Annotated in this window: 13 protein-coding genes, 3 pseudogenes and 1 other annotated feature; of the genes and pseudogenes, 3 read left to right on the forward strand and 13 right to left on the reverse strand. The window is 39.2% G+C overall.

Features of this window, described 5'->3' with window-relative positions:
* Positions 1-28: 28 nt before the first annotated feature.
* Positions 29-1,480: an alpha-N-arabinofuranosidase gene (locus NGR58_RS06105; RefSeq protein WP_258088720.1), complete on the reverse strand. Its 1,452-nt coding sequence runs from the start codon at positions 1,478-1,480 to the stop codon at positions 29-31.
* Positions 1,481-1,686: 206 nt separating this feature from the next.
* Here NGR58_RS06105 and NGR58_RS06110 point away from each other — a divergent pair, with 206 nt between their 5' ends.
* On the forward strand, positions 1,687-2,397 hold the full coding sequence (locus NGR58_RS06110; protein WP_258088721.1) for a GntR family transcriptional regulator: 711 nt from the start codon (positions 1,687-1,689) through the stop codon (positions 2,395-2,397).
* A 38-nt stretch (positions 2,398-2,435) separates the two neighbouring features.
* Here NGR58_RS06110 and NGR58_RS06115 read toward each other — a convergent pair whose 3' ends face one another.
* The 6 genes and pseudogenes from NGR58_RS06115 to NGR58_RS06140 form a co-directional block, all read right to left on the reverse strand.
* A complete protein-coding gene (locus NGR58_RS06115) occupies positions 2,436-3,326 on the reverse strand; it encodes an aldo/keto reductase (protein WP_258088722.1) in 891 nt (296 codons plus the stop codon).
* Positions 3,327-3,717: 391 nt separating this feature from the next.
* Entirely contained in the window at positions 3,718-4,221 is a 504-nt protein-coding gene (locus NGR58_RS06120) for a methylated-DNA--[protein]-cysteine S-methyltransferase (RefSeq protein ID WP_258088723.1), read from the reverse strand.
* 24 nt (positions 4,222-4,245) lie between these two features.
* Positions 4,246-4,971: a competence protein ComK gene (locus NGR58_RS06125; protein ID WP_258088724.1), complete on the reverse strand. Its 726-nt coding sequence runs from the start codon at positions 4,969-4,971 to the stop codon at positions 4,246-4,248.
* Between the two features lie 25 nt (positions 4,972-4,996).
* Entirely contained in the window at positions 4,997-5,500 is a 504-nt protein-coding gene (locus NGR58_RS06130; protein ID WP_258088725.1) for a hypothetical protein, read from the reverse strand.
* 255 nt (positions 5,501-5,755) lie between these two features.
* Complete coding sequence (locus NGR58_RS06135; RefSeq protein ID WP_258088726.1) at positions 5,756-6,184, reverse strand: OsmC family protein; 429 nt, start codon at positions 6,182-6,184, stop codon at positions 5,756-5,758.
* A 127-nt stretch (positions 6,185-6,311) separates the two neighbouring features.
* Positions 6,312-6,749, reverse strand: a pseudogene (locus NGR58_RS06140) (substrate-binding domain-containing protein); the annotation flags it as partial.
* A gap of 402 nt (positions 6,750-7,151) precedes the next feature.
* Between NGR58_RS06140 and NGR58_RS06145 the strand changes: the two are divergent.
* Positions 7,152-7,694 carry a nucleoside 2-deoxyribosyltransferase gene (locus NGR58_RS06145; RefSeq protein ID WP_258088727.1) on the forward strand — a complete coding sequence of 181 codons (543 nt, stop codon included), beginning with the start codon at positions 7,152-7,154 and terminating at the stop codon, positions 7,692-7,694.
* A gap of 191 nt (positions 7,695-7,885) precedes the next feature.
* Here NGR58_RS06145 and ppsA read toward each other — a convergent pair whose 3' ends face one another.
* Positions 7,886-10,285, reverse strand: coding sequence for a phosphoenolpyruvate synthase (ppsA, locus tag NGR58_RS06150; RefSeq protein WP_258088728.1), 2,400 nt, complete (start codon positions 10,283-10,285; stop codon positions 7,886-7,888).
* Between the two features lie 366 nt (positions 10,286-10,651).
* Between ppsA and NGR58_RS06155 the strand changes: the two genes are divergently transcribed.
* Positions 10,652-11,605, forward strand: coding sequence for a sugar-binding transcriptional regulator (locus NGR58_RS06155; protein ID WP_258088729.1), 954 nt, complete (start codon positions 10,652-10,654; stop codon positions 11,603-11,605).
* Between the two features lie 61 nt (positions 11,606-11,666).
* On the opposite strand, the gene rihC is transcribed toward NGR58_RS06155, so the two are convergent.
* From rihC to NGR58_RS06180, 5 genes and pseudogenes are all read right to left on the reverse strand, one after another.
* Entirely contained in the window at positions 11,667-12,581 is a 915-nt protein-coding gene (gene rihC, locus NGR58_RS06160; RefSeq protein WP_258088730.1) for a ribonucleoside hydrolase RihC, read from the reverse strand.
* Positions 12,582-12,621: 40 nt separating this feature from the next.
* A pseudogene (locus tag NGR58_RS06165) lies at positions 12,622-13,844 on the reverse strand (NupC/NupG family nucleoside CNT transporter).
* 211 nt (positions 13,845-14,055) lie between these two features.
* Positions 14,056-15,339 (reverse strand): MFS transporter, encoded by a 1,284-nt coding sequence (locus NGR58_RS06170; protein ID WP_258088731.1) that lies wholly within the window; start codon positions 15,337-15,339, stop codon positions 14,056-14,058.
* A 176-nt stretch (positions 15,340-15,515) separates the two neighbouring features.
* A pseudogene (locus NGR58_RS06175) lies at positions 15,516-16,571 on the reverse strand (M20/M25/M40 family metallo-hydrolase).
* A 71-nt stretch (positions 16,572-16,642) separates the two neighbouring features.
* Positions 16,643-16,875: a binding site (T-box leader), on the reverse strand.
* A 94-nt stretch (positions 16,876-16,969) separates the two neighbouring features.
* On the reverse strand, positions 16,970-17,758 hold the full coding sequence (locus NGR58_RS06180) for a hypothetical protein (protein ID WP_258088732.1): 789 nt from the start codon (positions 17,756-17,758) through the stop codon (positions 16,970-16,972).
* Between the last annotated feature and the right edge of the window lie 345 nt (positions 17,759-18,103).

Here is an 18,103-nt window from a genome sequence, read left to right on the forward strand (position 1 = left end):
AGCTAATAACAATACCCAAAATTTTTAATTATCGTAAGACAATTGTGACAACACTTTTATTTGGTACATTAATAACAAAATCACCATTTAGTAGCTTATAATCAGTTGTTTTGTCTTCATGAATTTTTTCTGGATGATCAAAAGTATTATGGGCATCCATTTCATCAGCGGTTAAAATTTTGGCAGATAAAACCGAATGAAATTGATTTTCAAATGAAAATGTCAATTCTTCTGAGCCTTCCAAATTATAATTAACAATGGAAATTGTTAATTGGCCATCCTTCTTTGATGCTGTGTACGATACATTTGCTGGCATCTCACCAAATCCTTCAACAAATTCGGCATCCATATGATTTTGATACATATCAAAGACATAGTAAGTGGGTGTCTTAATCATCTGGTCACCATCAGTTAACAACATCGCTTGCAAGACATTAACTGTTTGCGCGATATTTGCCATATAAAGTCGCTTGGCATGTTTATGAAAAATATTTAAGTTGATTGCTGCCACCATAGCATCACGAATCGTGTTTTGTTGATATAAGAAACCGGGATTGGTACCTTTTTCAACGTCATACCAAGTTCCCCACTCATCTATGACCAAATTTTTTTCTTGTTCTGGATCATATTTATCCATGATTGCTGAATGTTTCGTAATAATTTCATCCATCTTCTTCGTACGGTCAATCGTTCGCCACCACAACTCTTCACTGAATCCAGTTGCAGATGTTTTACTAGATTGCCAATCTTCACCAGCAGGTAACGTATAGTAGTGCAAACTTAATCCGGCCAAAAATGGTCCTGCAATCTGCATCACCTTATCAGTCCATTCATAATCATCTTCACTTGGTCCGCAAGCAACCTTATACATGGGTTCATCATCATACTGGGGAACAAAGCTTTGGTATCGTCGATATAGGTCCGAGTAAAACTCTGGCCGCATCTGGCCACCACCTCCCCAAGCTTCATTACCAATCCCCAGAAAGCGCAATTTCCAAGGTTCTTGACGACCATTTTTTCTACGTAAATCGGCCATTGGTGATTGACCAGGCATAGTCACATACTCCACCCATTCAGCCATTTCACGAATGCTACCACTACCCATATTGACCGCAATATAAGGTTCGGCCCCTATCTGGTCTAATAATTCAAAATATTCATGCGTACCAAAAGAATTATCTTCTGTGACATTGCCCCAATTAGTATTAACAATCTTTTTTCTTTGATCTTTTGGTCCAATACCATCGCGCCAGTTATACGTATCCGCAAATACCCCACCTGGCCAACGCAAAACTGGGACATGGATATCTTTCAGTGCGTTAACGACATCAGTTCTCATACCATTTACATTCGGTATATCCGAATTTTCGCCAACATAGATACCTTCATAGATACCTCTCCCCAAGTGTTCAGAAAATTGACCGTATAAATACTTACTAATTTTGGTTCCCTCTTTATTAACTAAAAGATTAATCGTCATTAAAGTCCCTTCCCTTGCTTTGTAATCGCTTACAACCGTTAGTATAATGCTAACATTCTTTATACAAAACAAGTAACCACTAACTCGTAAAAGAGTTAACTGACCTGCCATCACATGCAACAAGCCAGTTAATATATTATAATAGTCGTTAAACAACTAAACTTGATTAAACAAACACCACCACAAAATATTATCCCGAGGCAAACATGACACAAGCAAAATACCGTAACATCGCCAATAAAATCCTGACCCGTATCCAAGACGGGACCTATCCTTTACATAGTTTTATCCCAAAAGAGATGGATTTAGTCGAACAATTCCAAGTCAGTCGACCAACCATCCGCCAAGCCATTCAAGTATTAGTCAATGAAGGTTATTTAGCGCGTCGCAAAAAACTTGGTACTTGGGTGAAAGCAACCAAAATTGAACAAGGTTTCACGCATGTCATTAAAAGTTATTCTGATGAAATGGACGAAAAGGGAGTTGTTCCCAAGACCAAGGTGATTAGTTTAACCAAAATGACCGTCACGCCAGAAATTCAGTCTGAGTTGCACTTAGCTGATAAAGACACTGTTTTTGCATTAACACGTTTACGTTATGCTGATGACAAGCCGATTTTATTGTCGACATCATATATCCCAACGAAATATATTCCTGATTTTGACCAACATGATTTTGAAAAAGAATCTGTATTACATATATATGAAGCACATGATCTCTATATGACACATGCATCCCGAGAGCTTGAATTACTACGCGCAGATGAAACAACTGCAGCATTATTAGGTATTACCTTGAATGATCCCTTATTTTACTTTCATACAGTCACTTATACCAACCAAGATGTGCCCGTAGAATATGCCCTAACTAAATATCGTGGAGATATTAGTTCTTTCAAAATCGAAATTAACCAATAAAAAAACCATTCAGCCAAAATACTGAATGGTTTTTTTCATTAAGCTTTAAATGCCTTATCAATAGCGTTATATTCGTCTGCCGTTATATGAACATCAATTGACTTTGCTAAATCAGTTGCTTGTTCACCATTACGTGCACCTGGAATAACTAGTCCGATATTTGGATTAGCCATGTACCATGCCAATACTGTGTGTGTCAAAGTTGCATCATGTGCATCAGCAACTTGCTTTAGGACATCAAGTCCTTTAATAATTTGATCAAACTTTGCATCATCTAAACGATCAAACTTATCACGATCATCAGCACCATAACGACCTGTTAGTAATCCTGATTCTAGTGGGAAGTAAGGAACGAAGCTAATGCCATTTTCACGCAAGTAATCAAAACGTTCTTGCTCCTGGTCACGATGAGCTAAACTATAGTAATCCTCATCAAAGTCAACCTTACCAGTAGCATTGGCTTCCTTCAATTGATCAAAACTAAAGTTTGATACCCCAATAGCACGAATCTTACCCTCTTGCTTCAACTTATCAAGAGCCTCGACCGCTGCTAATTTATCAGATGTATCATCTGGGAAATGAATATAGAAGATATCAATGTAGTCTGTCTTCAAACGCTTCAAAGATTCTTCAACTGTTTTAACCAAAAACTCTGGACTGTTATCTGGCTCATAATCCTTATCTGGATTTTGAGCACCCTTCGTTGCAATAATGATCTTGCTACGATCATAATCTTGGATAACATCCCCAATAATTTCTTCGGAACGTCCCAAACCATAAACAAAAGCTGTATCCAACACGTTAATGCCTGCATCTAGTGCAGCACGTACTAAGTCATAACCATCTTGTTCATCTAGATTATCAAATAAGTTGTGACCACCGACTTTATTAGTTCCTAAGCCTAATTTGTGTGCAAATTCTAATGTCATTATTTGTACTCCCTCTATTATTCTTATTGTGCTATGAAGCAAGTGCTTCATTTCACTTACATATTAACATACTTTCCTTAAGTTAGTAAAAGCAGAGCATGACAACAAGTGCTTTGCATTCCGGTATAAGACCTGTTTTGTTCCCTGGCGCTGCAAGCGGCTGGTGCAAAATTGGGCTTATATAAGGAATGCTGCTTGTTGGAAGGCGTTTATGCAGAGTGTGACAAGTAGCGCTTTGAATTCGGTTGTAAGGTTATTAATGGTGTTTTTGGGCGGAGCAACGCGAAGAACAAGAATACCATTAATTGCCTTACATTGAGAATTCAGCTACTTGGAGCACGTTTATGCAGAGTGTGACAAGAAATGCTTTGAGTCCGGTTGTCATTCCTAACTAAAACGTTGCCTGTTCTAAATTCAACAAAGCTTTCTTGCGCGCGAGTCCCCCTGCATAACCGGTCAACGAACCATCACTACCCACCACACGATGACAAGGAATAAAAATCATAAATGGATTGGCCCCAACGGCATGACCAACAGCACGTGATAAATTTTGCGCTCGCTGTTCATCATCCGTTATCAAATGACAGATTTGCTTGTAAGTGGCCGTCTGACCATAGGGTAATTGCTGTAACGCTTGTAACACCTGTTGCTGAAATGGACTGACCTTGAGCTTAAGGGGAATTGTCGCAACATCCGGTGCTTTCCCAGCAAAATAATCAGTTACCCATTGTTGCGCTTTTTGTAACACCAACGTATTCGTCTCTTCTGCTTCAGTTAAATCATACTTACCACCAAAATGTTTTTGGTTTTCAAACCAACACCCTAACAGTGCCTGACCATCGCTTAGCAAGGTCAACTTGCCTAAAGGTGTTTGCATGACTTGAAAATACTCCATTACCGTTACCTCCCTACCCTCGATTTATTTTTCCTCAATCCGCTTCATTAAATAGGCAATAACACCCCGAATCATCTTTTTAGTTATCGCATCCAATGAACATCTTAATAAACTTTCCAATTTAAGAATAACGATCCATTCTATCAAACGTAATCGATCGACATGTTGTGGCACTTGCTTTGGCCACCTCACACATGATAATAGCATTTTATCAAATCGGTCACCATGACCAAAAGTATATTGGGTCATCCACAAGCTGACTACCTTGGTTGCTACCAACTGCTTAATGAACTTATCCTTGTGTTTGGCAATTTGAACCACTGATCCATCACGCAATAGTACACTTGTCCGCATACCTCGTGTCTGCACATCAACAATATGTCGTGCATTAATCCAAGTTGTCGGGCCACTTTTATAACTTGTAACGGGTACGAAAGCATGATTTTGCATCACCCAACTACGCATCTGACCACGTAATTCTGTTGGCAATAAACAATAATAGGCTTCTACCTGATCACGCCGTTGGTATCCCGTCTCATTTTCCAATTGCTCCATTAATCGATTAGTAGACTGTAATGTATCCACAACCGTACCATCTGCATAATATACTCGTGATGCCGACCGTTGATAACGATCATGGGCAGCAACAATTAGCATCGTTTCATGAGGACAAATATCACTTGTTTCCGTTAACTGCCCCAAGATTTCCTTTGAGTAGCCCTTTTCTGAAATTATGATTGCATGTGTCATAATTATTCGTTCCTTTATTGGTATTTTATGCAATATGATTTTTATTGATCATTTGCTGTACTAATTTTAATTGTCGGTAATAGGTCATCCGCTGAATTCCTAAGCGAATACACCTTTTTGTAACCAAATCGTCCGGATATTTCAACAAATCATATAATAGTTGCTGAACGATTTGCGTACGTGATTGTTTATTTAAGAGACGTTCAATCGTTACTAGCAAATCAATTTGTTCAAAAGCATCCTCAATCTGAATAACTTCAGGTACTGTTAGCACCAAATCATGGCGCTCTTCATACTTTTGGTTACTGCGTTGCATATCACGTAGACGCCACAATAGCCAACGAAACAATTGAGAATTATTGGTCGGCGCTAACTGTTCTCCCGCCAACAAACGTTTCAAAATTAACAAACGCAACTCCTGCCGATAATCATCAAAGTACATATTTCGCCAATCAATGTGCCCCGTCATCAATACACCACTAATGATTGGTTCATATTGTTCCCAATGATGGATGAGTTCCTCAGACATATTAAACTCCCTTGGTTGTATTTTTTGTTACCATACCACCTCAACTATCGTAATATGACCAGAGGAATCCTTTAATTAGCCATAGTTTAGAATTATCCCTTATATTAATAACCTTTATAACAGATTAGGCACCATACTTTTGGTCACTTTTTCTATCAAAAAGGGGTAGACAAATCAAAAATTGCCAAATCTGATTAAAAAAATATGACGGATACACATTAATTGTCATCCGTCATATCATTTTTAATTTTTGATTTAACCTAATTCCAAGACCGCTTCTATGCTGTAATTATCACTACCACTCAATAGCTGTGATACACAACAACGGTTTTCAACCTCCGACACCAACGCCCGTGTTTGTGATAACGTCTGGCCTGGTACAGTAACTTGCACATGAACTAGGAACTCATTCCGTCCCTTCCCTTTAACATATGCAATCTTTGCATGTGCCTTTGGTTGTGCATCAATTTTATGCTCTTTTAGAATAACTTCCATCGTGCCAACTAAGCAAGTACACAATGACATCCCCAACAATTGTTCCGGATTCGTACCAGGATTATCGTTTAACGGGCTACTAGTCTGTACCTCAATCCCCTCTTTAGCATAAGCATGGCCAGCCAAACCTTCTTCATTATACGTATCAGTCGTATACAACGCCTTATCCCACCGCACATCATTTTTCATCTTATATTCCCCCCCTTACAACGTATATTACTATTGTAAGCGTTTTGTGCTCAGAAAACATCTTTCATCATATAAAAAGCAACCCCAAAACGGCGTTGCCTACTACTCATTTTATTTTATAGCTGAGTTACTTCTTAGTGACATCACCATCGGCATTCTTAATTACTTTCATATCATTCACTGGTATATAACCCAATTTCTTAACTGTACTTTTCATGTCCTTTGATTTAACAAATTTAATAAACTTAGTGGTATTTTTATCAGGCTTCTTGGTTGTATACATGTGCTCGTATGCCCAAATTGACCACTTATTATTCTTAACATTCTTTTCAGTTGGCCTAACTTTGTCAATCGCAATCGGCTTTAGATTCTTGGCCTGATCACCAGCCGTATATGAAAAAGCTAAGTATGAAATAGCCCCAGCTGTCTTAGAGACAATCTTTTGTTCCGCACCATTATCATCTTGTTCCTGTGATGTTTTTGTTTCCTGACCATCCATCACTTCTTTCTCAAAGGTGAAACGTGTACCAGAACCTTGTGCCCGGTTGATCAGCGAAATTTTTTTATTCTGACCACCAACTTATTGCCAATTCGTAATCTTACCAGCAAAAGCCAATCCTGCTACACTCATCAAAAATAGTCTTTTTTTCATCACAAACTCCTTCTACTGCGGCTGATGTCTGTCATAGTCGCAAAGAGCAGATTTTACTCACAATTGGCTGTTGGTCATAGCATTAGGATATTGCTCCTTACGACACCTATATTGTATAAAATGAATGTATCGATTTTACCGAAGCTTCGTAGTTATTTCATGTGAATTACGTAAATAATAATGTTACAATCCCTTTTTTACGTAAAGATATTGTGGTTAAAAATCTCTAAATTTAATTTTTCAATACCCATTTCTTATGCTCACATGGCATAATGGAATAGTTAACGAATAAATAAAATTTTGGGAGTATTAAATATGTTAAGTATGGACGAATTGATTCAACAATTAGAAGACATCCGCGATGACGCCTCAGACGTTAAAAAAATACCTGGTGCACGTACCATCTATTTGGGAGCCGGTTGGTTTTCAGATCGTCAAATAGAAACATTGCTTGCGGCATACAAAGCATTGAACAATAATCCAACCATTAGTTATGTCCACGTGCCATTGTTGAACCAATTCGGTGGCCAAGCATTTGATGAAAACGGTGATTTTGACCCTGACTATACTTGGGCCGTAGCTACTTACAATGCTGATATTACTGCTATTCAAAATACAGATGTCACCTTAGGAGTCATTACTGCTGGTAACGAAGATAGCGGTACTGCCTTTGAGCTTGGCTACGCTGCTGCTTTAGGTCGACCATCAGTTGCTTTCTTTGACGGTGATTGGGAAGCTAAGCCAATCAACTTGATGCCTGCAATTGGCCCAGCTTCATATGTTCGTTCAACCGATGAACTAGCAACCTTTAACTTTATGAGTATCGCAACTCGTATTTATGAAGGTAAGATTATTTAATTAAATACCAAATAAAGTGGTTGGAACAAAATAAAGTTCCGGCCATTTTTTATACTAAGATAACGTATGCAGACAAGTTAAAACAGCCCCACGCAGATAGAATGACGTGGGGCTGTTTATAGGAGAAGTATGTTTTATGTCTGTTTTACATTACTATGCGATCAATCACCTTCTTATTAAATGACTATTGTTTACCATTGATAATTTGTTTGGTCTTGCCGACCTTTACCAGTTGCTTTATCCAATAGCACTCGTTGTTCAAAATGAGCCACATTACGTTTCGTTGTTTTGACCATATCTGGGTTAACAGATACATAATCAATTCCCTGTTGAATTAAGAATTCAGTGAACTCAGGGTATTGCGATGGTGCTTGGCCACAAATTGAAACGGTTTTACCATCTTTATGTGCGGCTGCAATCAAATGTGCAATGGCACGTTTAACGGTTAGATTACGCTCATCAAATAATGATGAAACCGTATCATTGTTACGATCTAATCCAAGTAACAACATCGTTAGGTCATTTGAGCCGATTGAATAACCATCAACAAATTGATTAAATTGATCCGCCAAAATAATATTAGCTGGAATTTCAGCCATCATGTAGACTTTAAAGTCTGCTGAGCGAACCAAGCCAGCGGCGGCCATAATATCAGTTACTTTTTGCGCTTCAGTCACTGTTCTCACGAATGGCAACATCACGTTCAAATTAGTTAAGCCAAATTCTTCACGCACCTTTTTCACTGCGGCTAATTCAAGTTTGAAAGCCTCAATAAAATTAGGATCATAATAACGTGATGCCCCTCGCCAACCTAATAGATCAGCTGGTTCGTGTGGCTCAAATTCCTCACCACCCTTTAGATTACGGTACTCACTAGACTTGAAATCTGATAAGCGTAGGACAACTGAGCGTGGGCTCATCGCACGCGCAACTTTGCTGATACCTTCAGCTAACATCTCAATAACTTTTTCAGATTTACCTTGTTTAATCAAATATAAAGGATGCTCATGAATGTAACTTGTCCAAATGAATTCTTCACGCATCAAACCAACCCCATCAGCAGGCAAGTCGGCATACTTTTCTGCCAATTCAGGATCACCTAAGTTCATCATGACTTGGGTGGCTGTTGGTGCAAAGTACTCAGCTTGTTGAACAATTTCACCAACAGCAGGAGCTTGTTTAGCTGGTGCTAAGATTGATTGCACCTCGCCATCATAGACGATACCATTTTTAGCATCAACCGTGATAACATCCCCAGTTTTTAGTACGTCCGTGGCGGCAACACCGCGACTGATCGTACCCACCAAACATGGAATTTGCATTTCACGTGACACAATCGCTGCGTGACAAGTCCGGCCACCATTATTTGTAATAATAGCCTTAGCCTTCTTCATCACCGGCACCCAATCAGGAGAGGTCATTGCAGTAACTAATATTTCACCGGCTTCAAACTGATCGATATCTTCCGGATTTTCAATTACATGAACTTTACCAGCAGCAATACCAGGACTGGCTGGTAGACCTTTTACAAGCACTGTTTGATTTTCATTTGAAGTCATTGGCCGTTCCTCTTTCTCAGTTGATTGTTTTTTATTTTTTTGTGACCAAACTGTCTCTGGTCGTGCCTGAACTAACCACAATTTGTTTGTTTTTTCATCCAAGGCAAATTCCATATCCATGTAGCAACCGTAGTGCTTTTCAATGACTTTCGCATAACCAGCCAATTCTTGCACCTGTTCGTCCGTTAATGACGGTTGGTTCGCTTGTTCTGCCGAAAGGGTTTGCTCTTCAACACCACCATCCGGTAGTCGTTTCAAGGCAATGTTCTTAGTTGTTACATCCTTAGAAACAATTTTCAGCGTCTCTTTATCAACAATAAAGTCATCTGGCGTAACCGTTCCTTGGACAAGGTACTCACCTAGTCCCCAAACACTATCGACAATAATCTTTGTATCATCGCCAGTACCGACATTCACTGAAAACATCACGCCAGCTGCCTTAGAAAAGACCATCATTTGAATCGTTGCTGACAATGCCACTTGATCATGGGGAAAGTTTTGCTTATGACGGTAATAAGTTGCGCGTTCCGTAAATAGCGAGGCATAACATTCTTTAATTTTTTGGACAACATCATCGCCCCCTTGAATGTTAAGGTATGATTCTTGCTGACCAGCAAATGAGGCATCTGGTAAGTCCTCAGCAGTTGCACTTGAACGAATCGCCACGAATGGTAATTCTTCACCAACTTTTTCAGCCAAGTCAGCATAAGATTGCTTAATTTCAGCAACTAAGTCCGCTGGCATTTCACTGTCCGTAATCACCTGGCGAATCTTGGCACAGGCTTCATGTAATTCTTTAGAATTTTCATAATCATCAATACTATCAAGAAGGACCTTAATTTTATCGTTTGCTCCGGTCCTAGTCATAAAATCACGGTACGCATGGGTCGTTGTTGCAAAACCATAAGGTACCGGAATATCTGTTGCAGAAGTCAACTCACCTAGTGAAGAAGACTTGCCACCAACTAAATCAACATCAGAACGATGTAGCTGATCAAACCATAAAATATTAGCAGTTTTTCTGTTTTCCATGAAAATATCTCCTTAATAAATCGTGCTGAGTTGTTTGAGAAGTTCGCAAGCACCACCATAACTAACTGTTAAATGACAGTTTTATTTTTTAAATTAAATCTGCAAGCGCTTACTCAAAATCGTAAATTAAAAGGCCGTTTTACCGACCGCATGTATGTACCCTGATTGCAGTAGTTAATCAAGGCACCTGTTTAGGTACGTGACTGATAAGCGCTTTCAAAACCGCTATCACTCATGAACAAATTTATTGTAACTAAGCTTCGCACAAATGTAAACACGTATTTTGAACTTTTGTTCATTCGACTGAGAAAACCCGCCAAATTGTGATATAATTTACATAAATTCTACAGGGAGCGCCTAATCAATATGGTCAATATAGCAACTACCAATAAAACTCAGACAGCATTAGAAATTTGCCATTTGTACTATGAGGATGGCCTAAGCCAAAATGAAATTGCTGAAAAATTAAAAATTTCTCGGCCAACAATTTCTCGCCTATTAACCTTCGCAAAGGAAAATGGACTGGTCCAAATAAAGGTCATGGACCCCAAACAAGATTTGAGTTTGTTACAAATACAACTTAAAAAAAAATATCAGCTAAAAGACGTCTTGGTGGCCGAAAACTTCATCGATGACACCCAAATCATCAATGATAAATTAGGAAAACTAACTGCAGAATATCTCAATCACATCGTTGAAGATAACCATATTATCGGTATCAGTTGGGGACGCACTTTAAACGCTGTTGCCACTCACCTCATTCCAAATGAACATCGCCATGTTAAGGTTGTGCAACTAAAAGGTGGGATGTCAGAGTCAGATTTGAGTGATTACGCCAATGATATTAACCGGAAGTTTGCCCAAGCCTTTCATACAAATACGATTAACCTCCCATTACCAACTTTTCTCGATAATGCTATTACCAAGGATATCGTCATTAAGGATAAATTTATTCATGAAATTTATGAAACTGGGAAGCAAAGTAACATCGCGATTTATACAACGGGAACGATTCAAGACCACGAACAATTATTTGGCCTTGGCTACCTAAACCCAGACGAAATTGATGCCATTCATGAACGTGCCGTTGGTGATATCATGTCACGTTTTATTGATGAAAACGGTCAAATTGTTAATCAAGATTTGGATAACCGCACTGTCGGTATTGATCTGGAAAATCTTCGTCAAAAAGACTATTCCATTTTAGTTGCTGGCGCCAAAAAGAAATTAATCTCAATTCACGGTGCCTTAACTGGTGGCTATGCTAATGTTCTGATTACGGACAAACAAACAGCAATTGATTTGCTGGAAAAATATTAAATACATTATGACAGATAAAAAGACCAGAACAATTTCTCTTGTTCTGGTCTTTCTTTGTTATCTACTGCGGCATGCGCGCTACCTGTTCAATAAACCATTGATTAAACTTTTCGGCATCGATATCAACACCGACCTTCGCGTTATGCGTACCCGGTTGATGCCATCTATTTTGGATGTCTGCCACAGTTGCGCCAATTGCTGGGCCATCAGTCGCCACATCAATATTCATTTCCTTGGTAACAATTAACTCTGGCTCAAGTGCATACAGAATCGTATTCACATCATGCATGGGTTTACCACCCGCATGAATATCCTCATAAGCTGCAATAATTTTATACAACATGTCGCCTGACTTTCCCATGTCCTTGATCGTATTAAGAGTAGCCGGCGTGATCAATGCTTTGAGCGTCACATCCAAACCAATCATCGTCTTTTCGATTGGCGCTTCGAATACGATTTTCGCTGCATCCGGATCAGTAAAGACATTAAACTCAGCAACTGAACTACAATTACCACCTGAAATACTACCACCCATTAAAATCAACTGTTCCACCTGATCTAAATCATTGGGATATTGTTGGATAAATTCGGCAATATTGGTGTATGACCCAGTTGCAATCAATGTTATTTTTTCGTCCGTTTGTGCAATCACTTGGTGAATAGCTTCAACCGCCGCTAGATCAATGGGTTTCTTTTGGGGTTCAGGAAAATCATACCCCGGCATACCAGAACTGCCATGGATGGCAGACGCATCTACAAATTCCTTTTTCAAGGGGGCCTTTGCTCCCATCGCTACCGGAATATCCTTATTAAAAAATGACAATAACTTCAACGTATTTTTAGTTGTCTTATCTACCGAAACATTGCCAGCAACCGTCGTAATTAACTTAACATCTAAATCTGTATGATTAACCGCCACCGCAATGGCAGCTGCATCATCAATACCCGGATCCATATCTAATATTACAGATGGCATGACATTCCTCCTTTAAATCGTTAACGACCCTAACTAATGTTTACCAAACGAACAAACCAGCTGTTGCAGCTGAAAGCAATGAAACAAGTACACCAGACAATAGCATATAACCGACACGTGAACTGATATATTCATTCTTTTCCTTATTAACTAGTCCTTTAAAGGCACCTAGAATCATACCAATCGTTCCAAAGTTAGCGAAACTCGTTAGGAATACAGTCATCACAATTCGAGCATGTTCACTAGAAAATAGTCCCTTGCTTGCCATAATTGCCTTTGAGATATCTCCCATCACCACGAACTCGTTCGTCACTAACTTGGTTCCCATATATTGGGCCATTTGGAAGGCATCTTGCACATTGAAACCTAGCAACCAAGCAAATGGGAACATAATAACACCGAAGATGTTTTCAAGCGTCAACCAGTTGAAGCCAGTCAAACTAAATAAACGGTCAATTAATGCAGCCAAAGCAACGAAAGAAATAACCGTTGCGGTAATAATTAAGATCAACTTACCTGCACCAAGAATTGAATCTCCCAAGAATGAGAAAAATGGTTCTTTCTTACCGCTTTGTGAATCAACCTTAACAATTACATCGTCTTCAGGTTCAACCTTGGTTGGATTCAAAATTGCCGTAATCACGATAGCTCCTAAGATGTTTAGTGGTACGGCTGTCAAAACGTATTCTCCTGGTACCATTGCGTATATGAACCGATGATGGCTGACGTCACACAACTCATCGACATCATGGCTAGGGTAAAATTACGTCTCGCTGACATTCGCTCTAACTGATTCTTAGAAACTGCCAATACCTCTGTATTACCCAAGAACATCATTTCAATTGAGAAAAATGCCTCAAACTTAGGTTGTCCGGTAATGAACGTCAATGCCTTTCCAATCCACTTAATAATCCATGGTAGAATACCAAAATAAGTTAAAATATCGAATAATGGCACAACTAGCAAAATTGGTAGCAAAGCCGAAGTTACGAAATTAGGACCACCATTGTTGGCCGTTAACCAATCTGGTAACGCAAATGCGATACCTTCTGATGCCACATCGACCAGCCAATTAAAGCCGTCAGCAGCTCCTTGCACAGCAATTTGACCGGCTTTGAACTGTGTAAAAAACCAAGCCAAAAATACCTCTAGTACCAGAACGATACCGACAGATTTCCACTGTACATTCTTTTTATCATTCGAAAATAGATAAGCCACCCCGATAAATACCAGGATGCTTAATACATTAATAGCGATTAACATGTTTTCCCCTCTCACGAAATACCTTTTTTATACAAATGCTGCTACTATTGTCGCACGGTTAGAATACTCACAACAAGCGATTTTTCTTTTTTCTCACCTGTGCAAATTATAACATTTGCGCCTGCGCAACTGGTTACATATGTCCCTCAAATTAGCAGGTTTAAAAAAAGAGATGAAACCGAAAAAATGGTTCCAACTCATTTGTACTTATTTATTTTTCTAAATGGGAACTCTTTGAAGTTTCAAGCATCCGGACGTAAACTAACAAACTGACTAGCACCGCAAAGGAAACATAAAAGAAGAAAATATTCTCATGACCAATACTCTTAGTCCAAAGAGCGACATATTCAACTGTTCCACCAAAGAGAGCGACTGTTAAACCGTATGGTAACCCAACTCCTAACGCTCTAATTTCAGTCGGGAACATTTCCGCCTTCACAATGGCATTAATAGATGTATAACCACTGACAATCAGTAAGCCACCCAACATTAATAGAAAAGCCATCAGGGGACTTGAGAAGTACTTCAATCCGACAAATATTGGCACCGTTAGCAACGTACCCATAATACCAAACCAATACAACAACGGTTTACGTCCAATTCTATCTGAAATAGCACCAAACAATGGTTGGAGAGCCATAAAAATAAATAGCGCTAAGAAATTAATCGCTGTGACTGTGCGATTAGGTAATCCGAGCGTATTGATCATGTACTTTTGCATGTACGTCGTATACGTATAAAAGGCAATCGTTCCTCCAAAGGTCAAGCCAATCACTGTCAGCACTTGACCCGGATATTGCATCAGTGCACGTAATGAGCCACGAGAAGTTTTATCTTTTTGATTAGCAGTCGATTCAAACTGTTGCGTCTCGTCCATTGATAAACGCAGATAAAGAACTAAAACAGCCCCTAACGCACCGATGACAAATGGAATACGCCATCCCCATGCGCGTAGTTCTGGTTCGCTCAAGAAAAATTGCAAAATTCCCTGAATCGCTAAGGCAGCTAGTTGACCACTAATCAACGTCACGTATTGAAAGGATGCATAATAACCACGCCGACTTGGCGAGGCCATTTCTGATAGATAGGTTGCTGAGATACCATACTCACCACCTAATGACAGTCCTTGAATCATTCGCACAAGAATTAAGATAGTTGGGGCAAAAATACCAATCGTTTGATAACTTGGTACCAACGCAATAATCATTGAACAAGTTGCCATAATCGTCACTGACAATGTCAGAGCGGACCGTCGACCATGTATGTCAGCAAACTTTCCCATAAGCAAACTACCCAAAGGTCGCATCAAAAAGCCAACCGCAAAGACACCTGCCGCACTCAACAGTTTTGTGGTCTGATCTGTACTTGGAAAAAAAGAGGGTGCGAAATAAATCGTAAATGACGCATAGATGTACCAATCAAACCATTCAATCATATTCCCCAAAGAACCTTTGACGATGTTAGCAGTGATTTGCCGTTGACTAAAGTTTTGCATACTAGGGTGCCTCCATTTCTCATGCAATTATTTTATTCCTAATAATATTCACATAAAACTATCGAGTCAACTATTTTGTAAGCATTACTGACATTGCATTTATTTAGTTGGGTACAAAAAACGCCATATAATATACGCTTTTTAAAGCCTATTATTATGTGGCGTGTCGATTTATTCTATTTTAAGAACTCACGTGCAATTTGTTGGTACGTCTCAATCAATGACAAGTAACTGCTAATCGTTGTGTATTCATTCAATTGGTGTGAAGACTTATCCCCATCTGCTCCTAGAATAACAGTTGGTAATCCGGGATTATTCTTAACGAAGACGCTGGCATCCGTCGCCCCGTTCATTGTTGACAATTCGGCTTCACGATCAGTAAATGTATCCTGAGCAGCCTGCTTAACGATTTCAATAAACTCATGGTCACTTGGTGTCTCAACTGGCTCAAAATTATGAATGATTTCCAATGTTAATTTAGCATCATATTGTTTGTTTAACTTAGCCAAGGTCTCTTCAAGCCGCACAATTACCTGTTGGTTATCAAATACTTGTGTTGGACGAATATTGCCAAGTAATTCTGCCGTAGCAGGAATAGTATTTACCTGCTCACCACCGCGAATCACAGTCACACTGTGTTGGACATTGCCTAAGTAAGGATCTTCAGGGGCATCCGCAAACAAATCCTTTTCTAAGTTAACCTGAATGAGCATAAATAATCTTGCCATCAGTTGGCTCACCAATCACTAAGGCATCTGCATCATCAATAGCATGTTGCTTGTTTAAACGATAAGCACCTTGAGCACCTAATTCTTCACCCGCCGTGGCAATAAAGCGCAATGTACCATTTAACGTCACCTCAGAATTTTCAGATAACTCAATCAGGGCAATGATTTCTGCAGCTAAGCCACTCTTCATATCGGCTGCGCCACGACCGTAGAGCTTATCACCAACAATTTGCGCACCAAATGGTGGTTGTTGCCAGGCTGATTCATCATCAATTGATACGTATCTTGATGACCTGAGAATACTAACACTTTGTCATCAGCATTCTCATGACCAATAGTCGCTTGTAAATTTGCACGACCATCCCCAAATTCATCAATAGTGGCAGTAATATTATGCTTGGCCAATAACTGCTGGATGTACGTTGCAATTGGCAACTCATTACCATTAACGGTATTAATACCAATTAAATCTTGTAAAATTTGAATTTTCTCTGCTTTTTCCATGATACTTCTCCCCACTGGTTTAAACATCTGACTACTAGAACCTTTGCAAATAAAAAAGCCCTCGCCCCTTATCCAAGGACGAAAGCTTCGCGTTACCACCTTATTTTGTACCTTTTTTACAAAAAGTACCTCAATCACTTACTAATTTGTAAGCGAGACATTAACGGGCCTAACCGTAACAATTGCTTGCACAAGTGTTATTGCTCCGAGTTCATCTTCATTTCCGTTAGCTTGTGGTCTTCTCAGCTTACGACCTTCTCTGGACAAACGACTTAGAAATTACTCTTCTCTTCATCACATTTTCTCTAATAATTATCTAATAAAGAAATTACACGCTTTGGCGGATGTTTGCAAGTAGCTTTTTAGGAATTTCTCCAAATTGATACTCTACACAATCCCTAACGATAATTCGCCAGAATTTTCTGTAACTCGGCCTGGGCAGCTTGATCTTCTGACACCTTAAAACTATATGGTGGGTTGTAGTCGCCTCGTTGTCCTTCATCTGTATATTCACCAAATCCAGAGGTTAAGCTCGTATCACCTTTATCTAGGGTCAACTCATAAACTTTACCATTATCCCCTAGCATATATTTCGTAACCGGCTGACTCATATCAGCTTTAACCCCATAACCACCTGCGAAGAACTCCGCAACATTTTCCTGGTAACCAGTAGAACCATCCTTCATCGTCAAGAACACACAGCCACCAATTTTATGAATCGGAAAGGCAGCTGCCCCGGGGTTCTTCTGATCTTGAACTTGAACTTCACCATCAGGCGTATTAGCATACCAGTCCCCGCGACCAGCTGCACCATGATCAAAATATACTTCCGTTACTGCCATGTTACCAATTTTAGCTCTATCTGATGCCCAACTCAAAAATGAGTCATTCACAGCTCGCTTTTGAGCCACCGTTAAATTAACTGGTTCGTTGGGATTGGTTTCTTCTGAACTTGATGCCGATGATTCACTCATACTTGATGATGATTGTTGCGAACTCGACTTTTTCTCACTAGTCTCTTTCCGTTTATCTGAACTATCTAGTTTTTTAGATAATGAACTATTTTTCGCTTGTTCTTCCTTTAATTCTCTATCTTGCGATTGATGGTTAACATATAGTAAACCACCTCCCCCTAAGCCAATAACTAATAGCACAGCAATGGTGCCAATCCATGCGCCCTTACTCATTTGAAATCCCCCCTTGATATCAAAAGTAGTATATAAAAATTATAGCATTGTTTATGCTAGGCTTTCGTTTGCACCACTTAAAGTTGTTGCTCTTGTGTCTTAGCAATAAAAAAGCTACCAAATTTATTGAAAAATTCAGTAGCTTTATCTTTATTTTTTAGTTAATGCGCTCTAACAAATCTTTCTTAATTTGATCTTCTTTCTTCTCATACTTAGCATGGATTGAAGTCAATATTTGAGACAGGTTTTAAGAGACATTCAGAACCGCGTTTACCTTCCACAGCTCAAATAAATCATTAATCGTGATTAATAACTTATTTGAACCATGGAAAGCATTAAATCAGG

This window comes from Weissella fangxianensis, from assembly GCF_024718545.1.
Lineage (GTDB): Bacteria > Bacillota > Bacilli > Lactobacillales > Lactobacillaceae > Weissella > Weissella fangxianensis.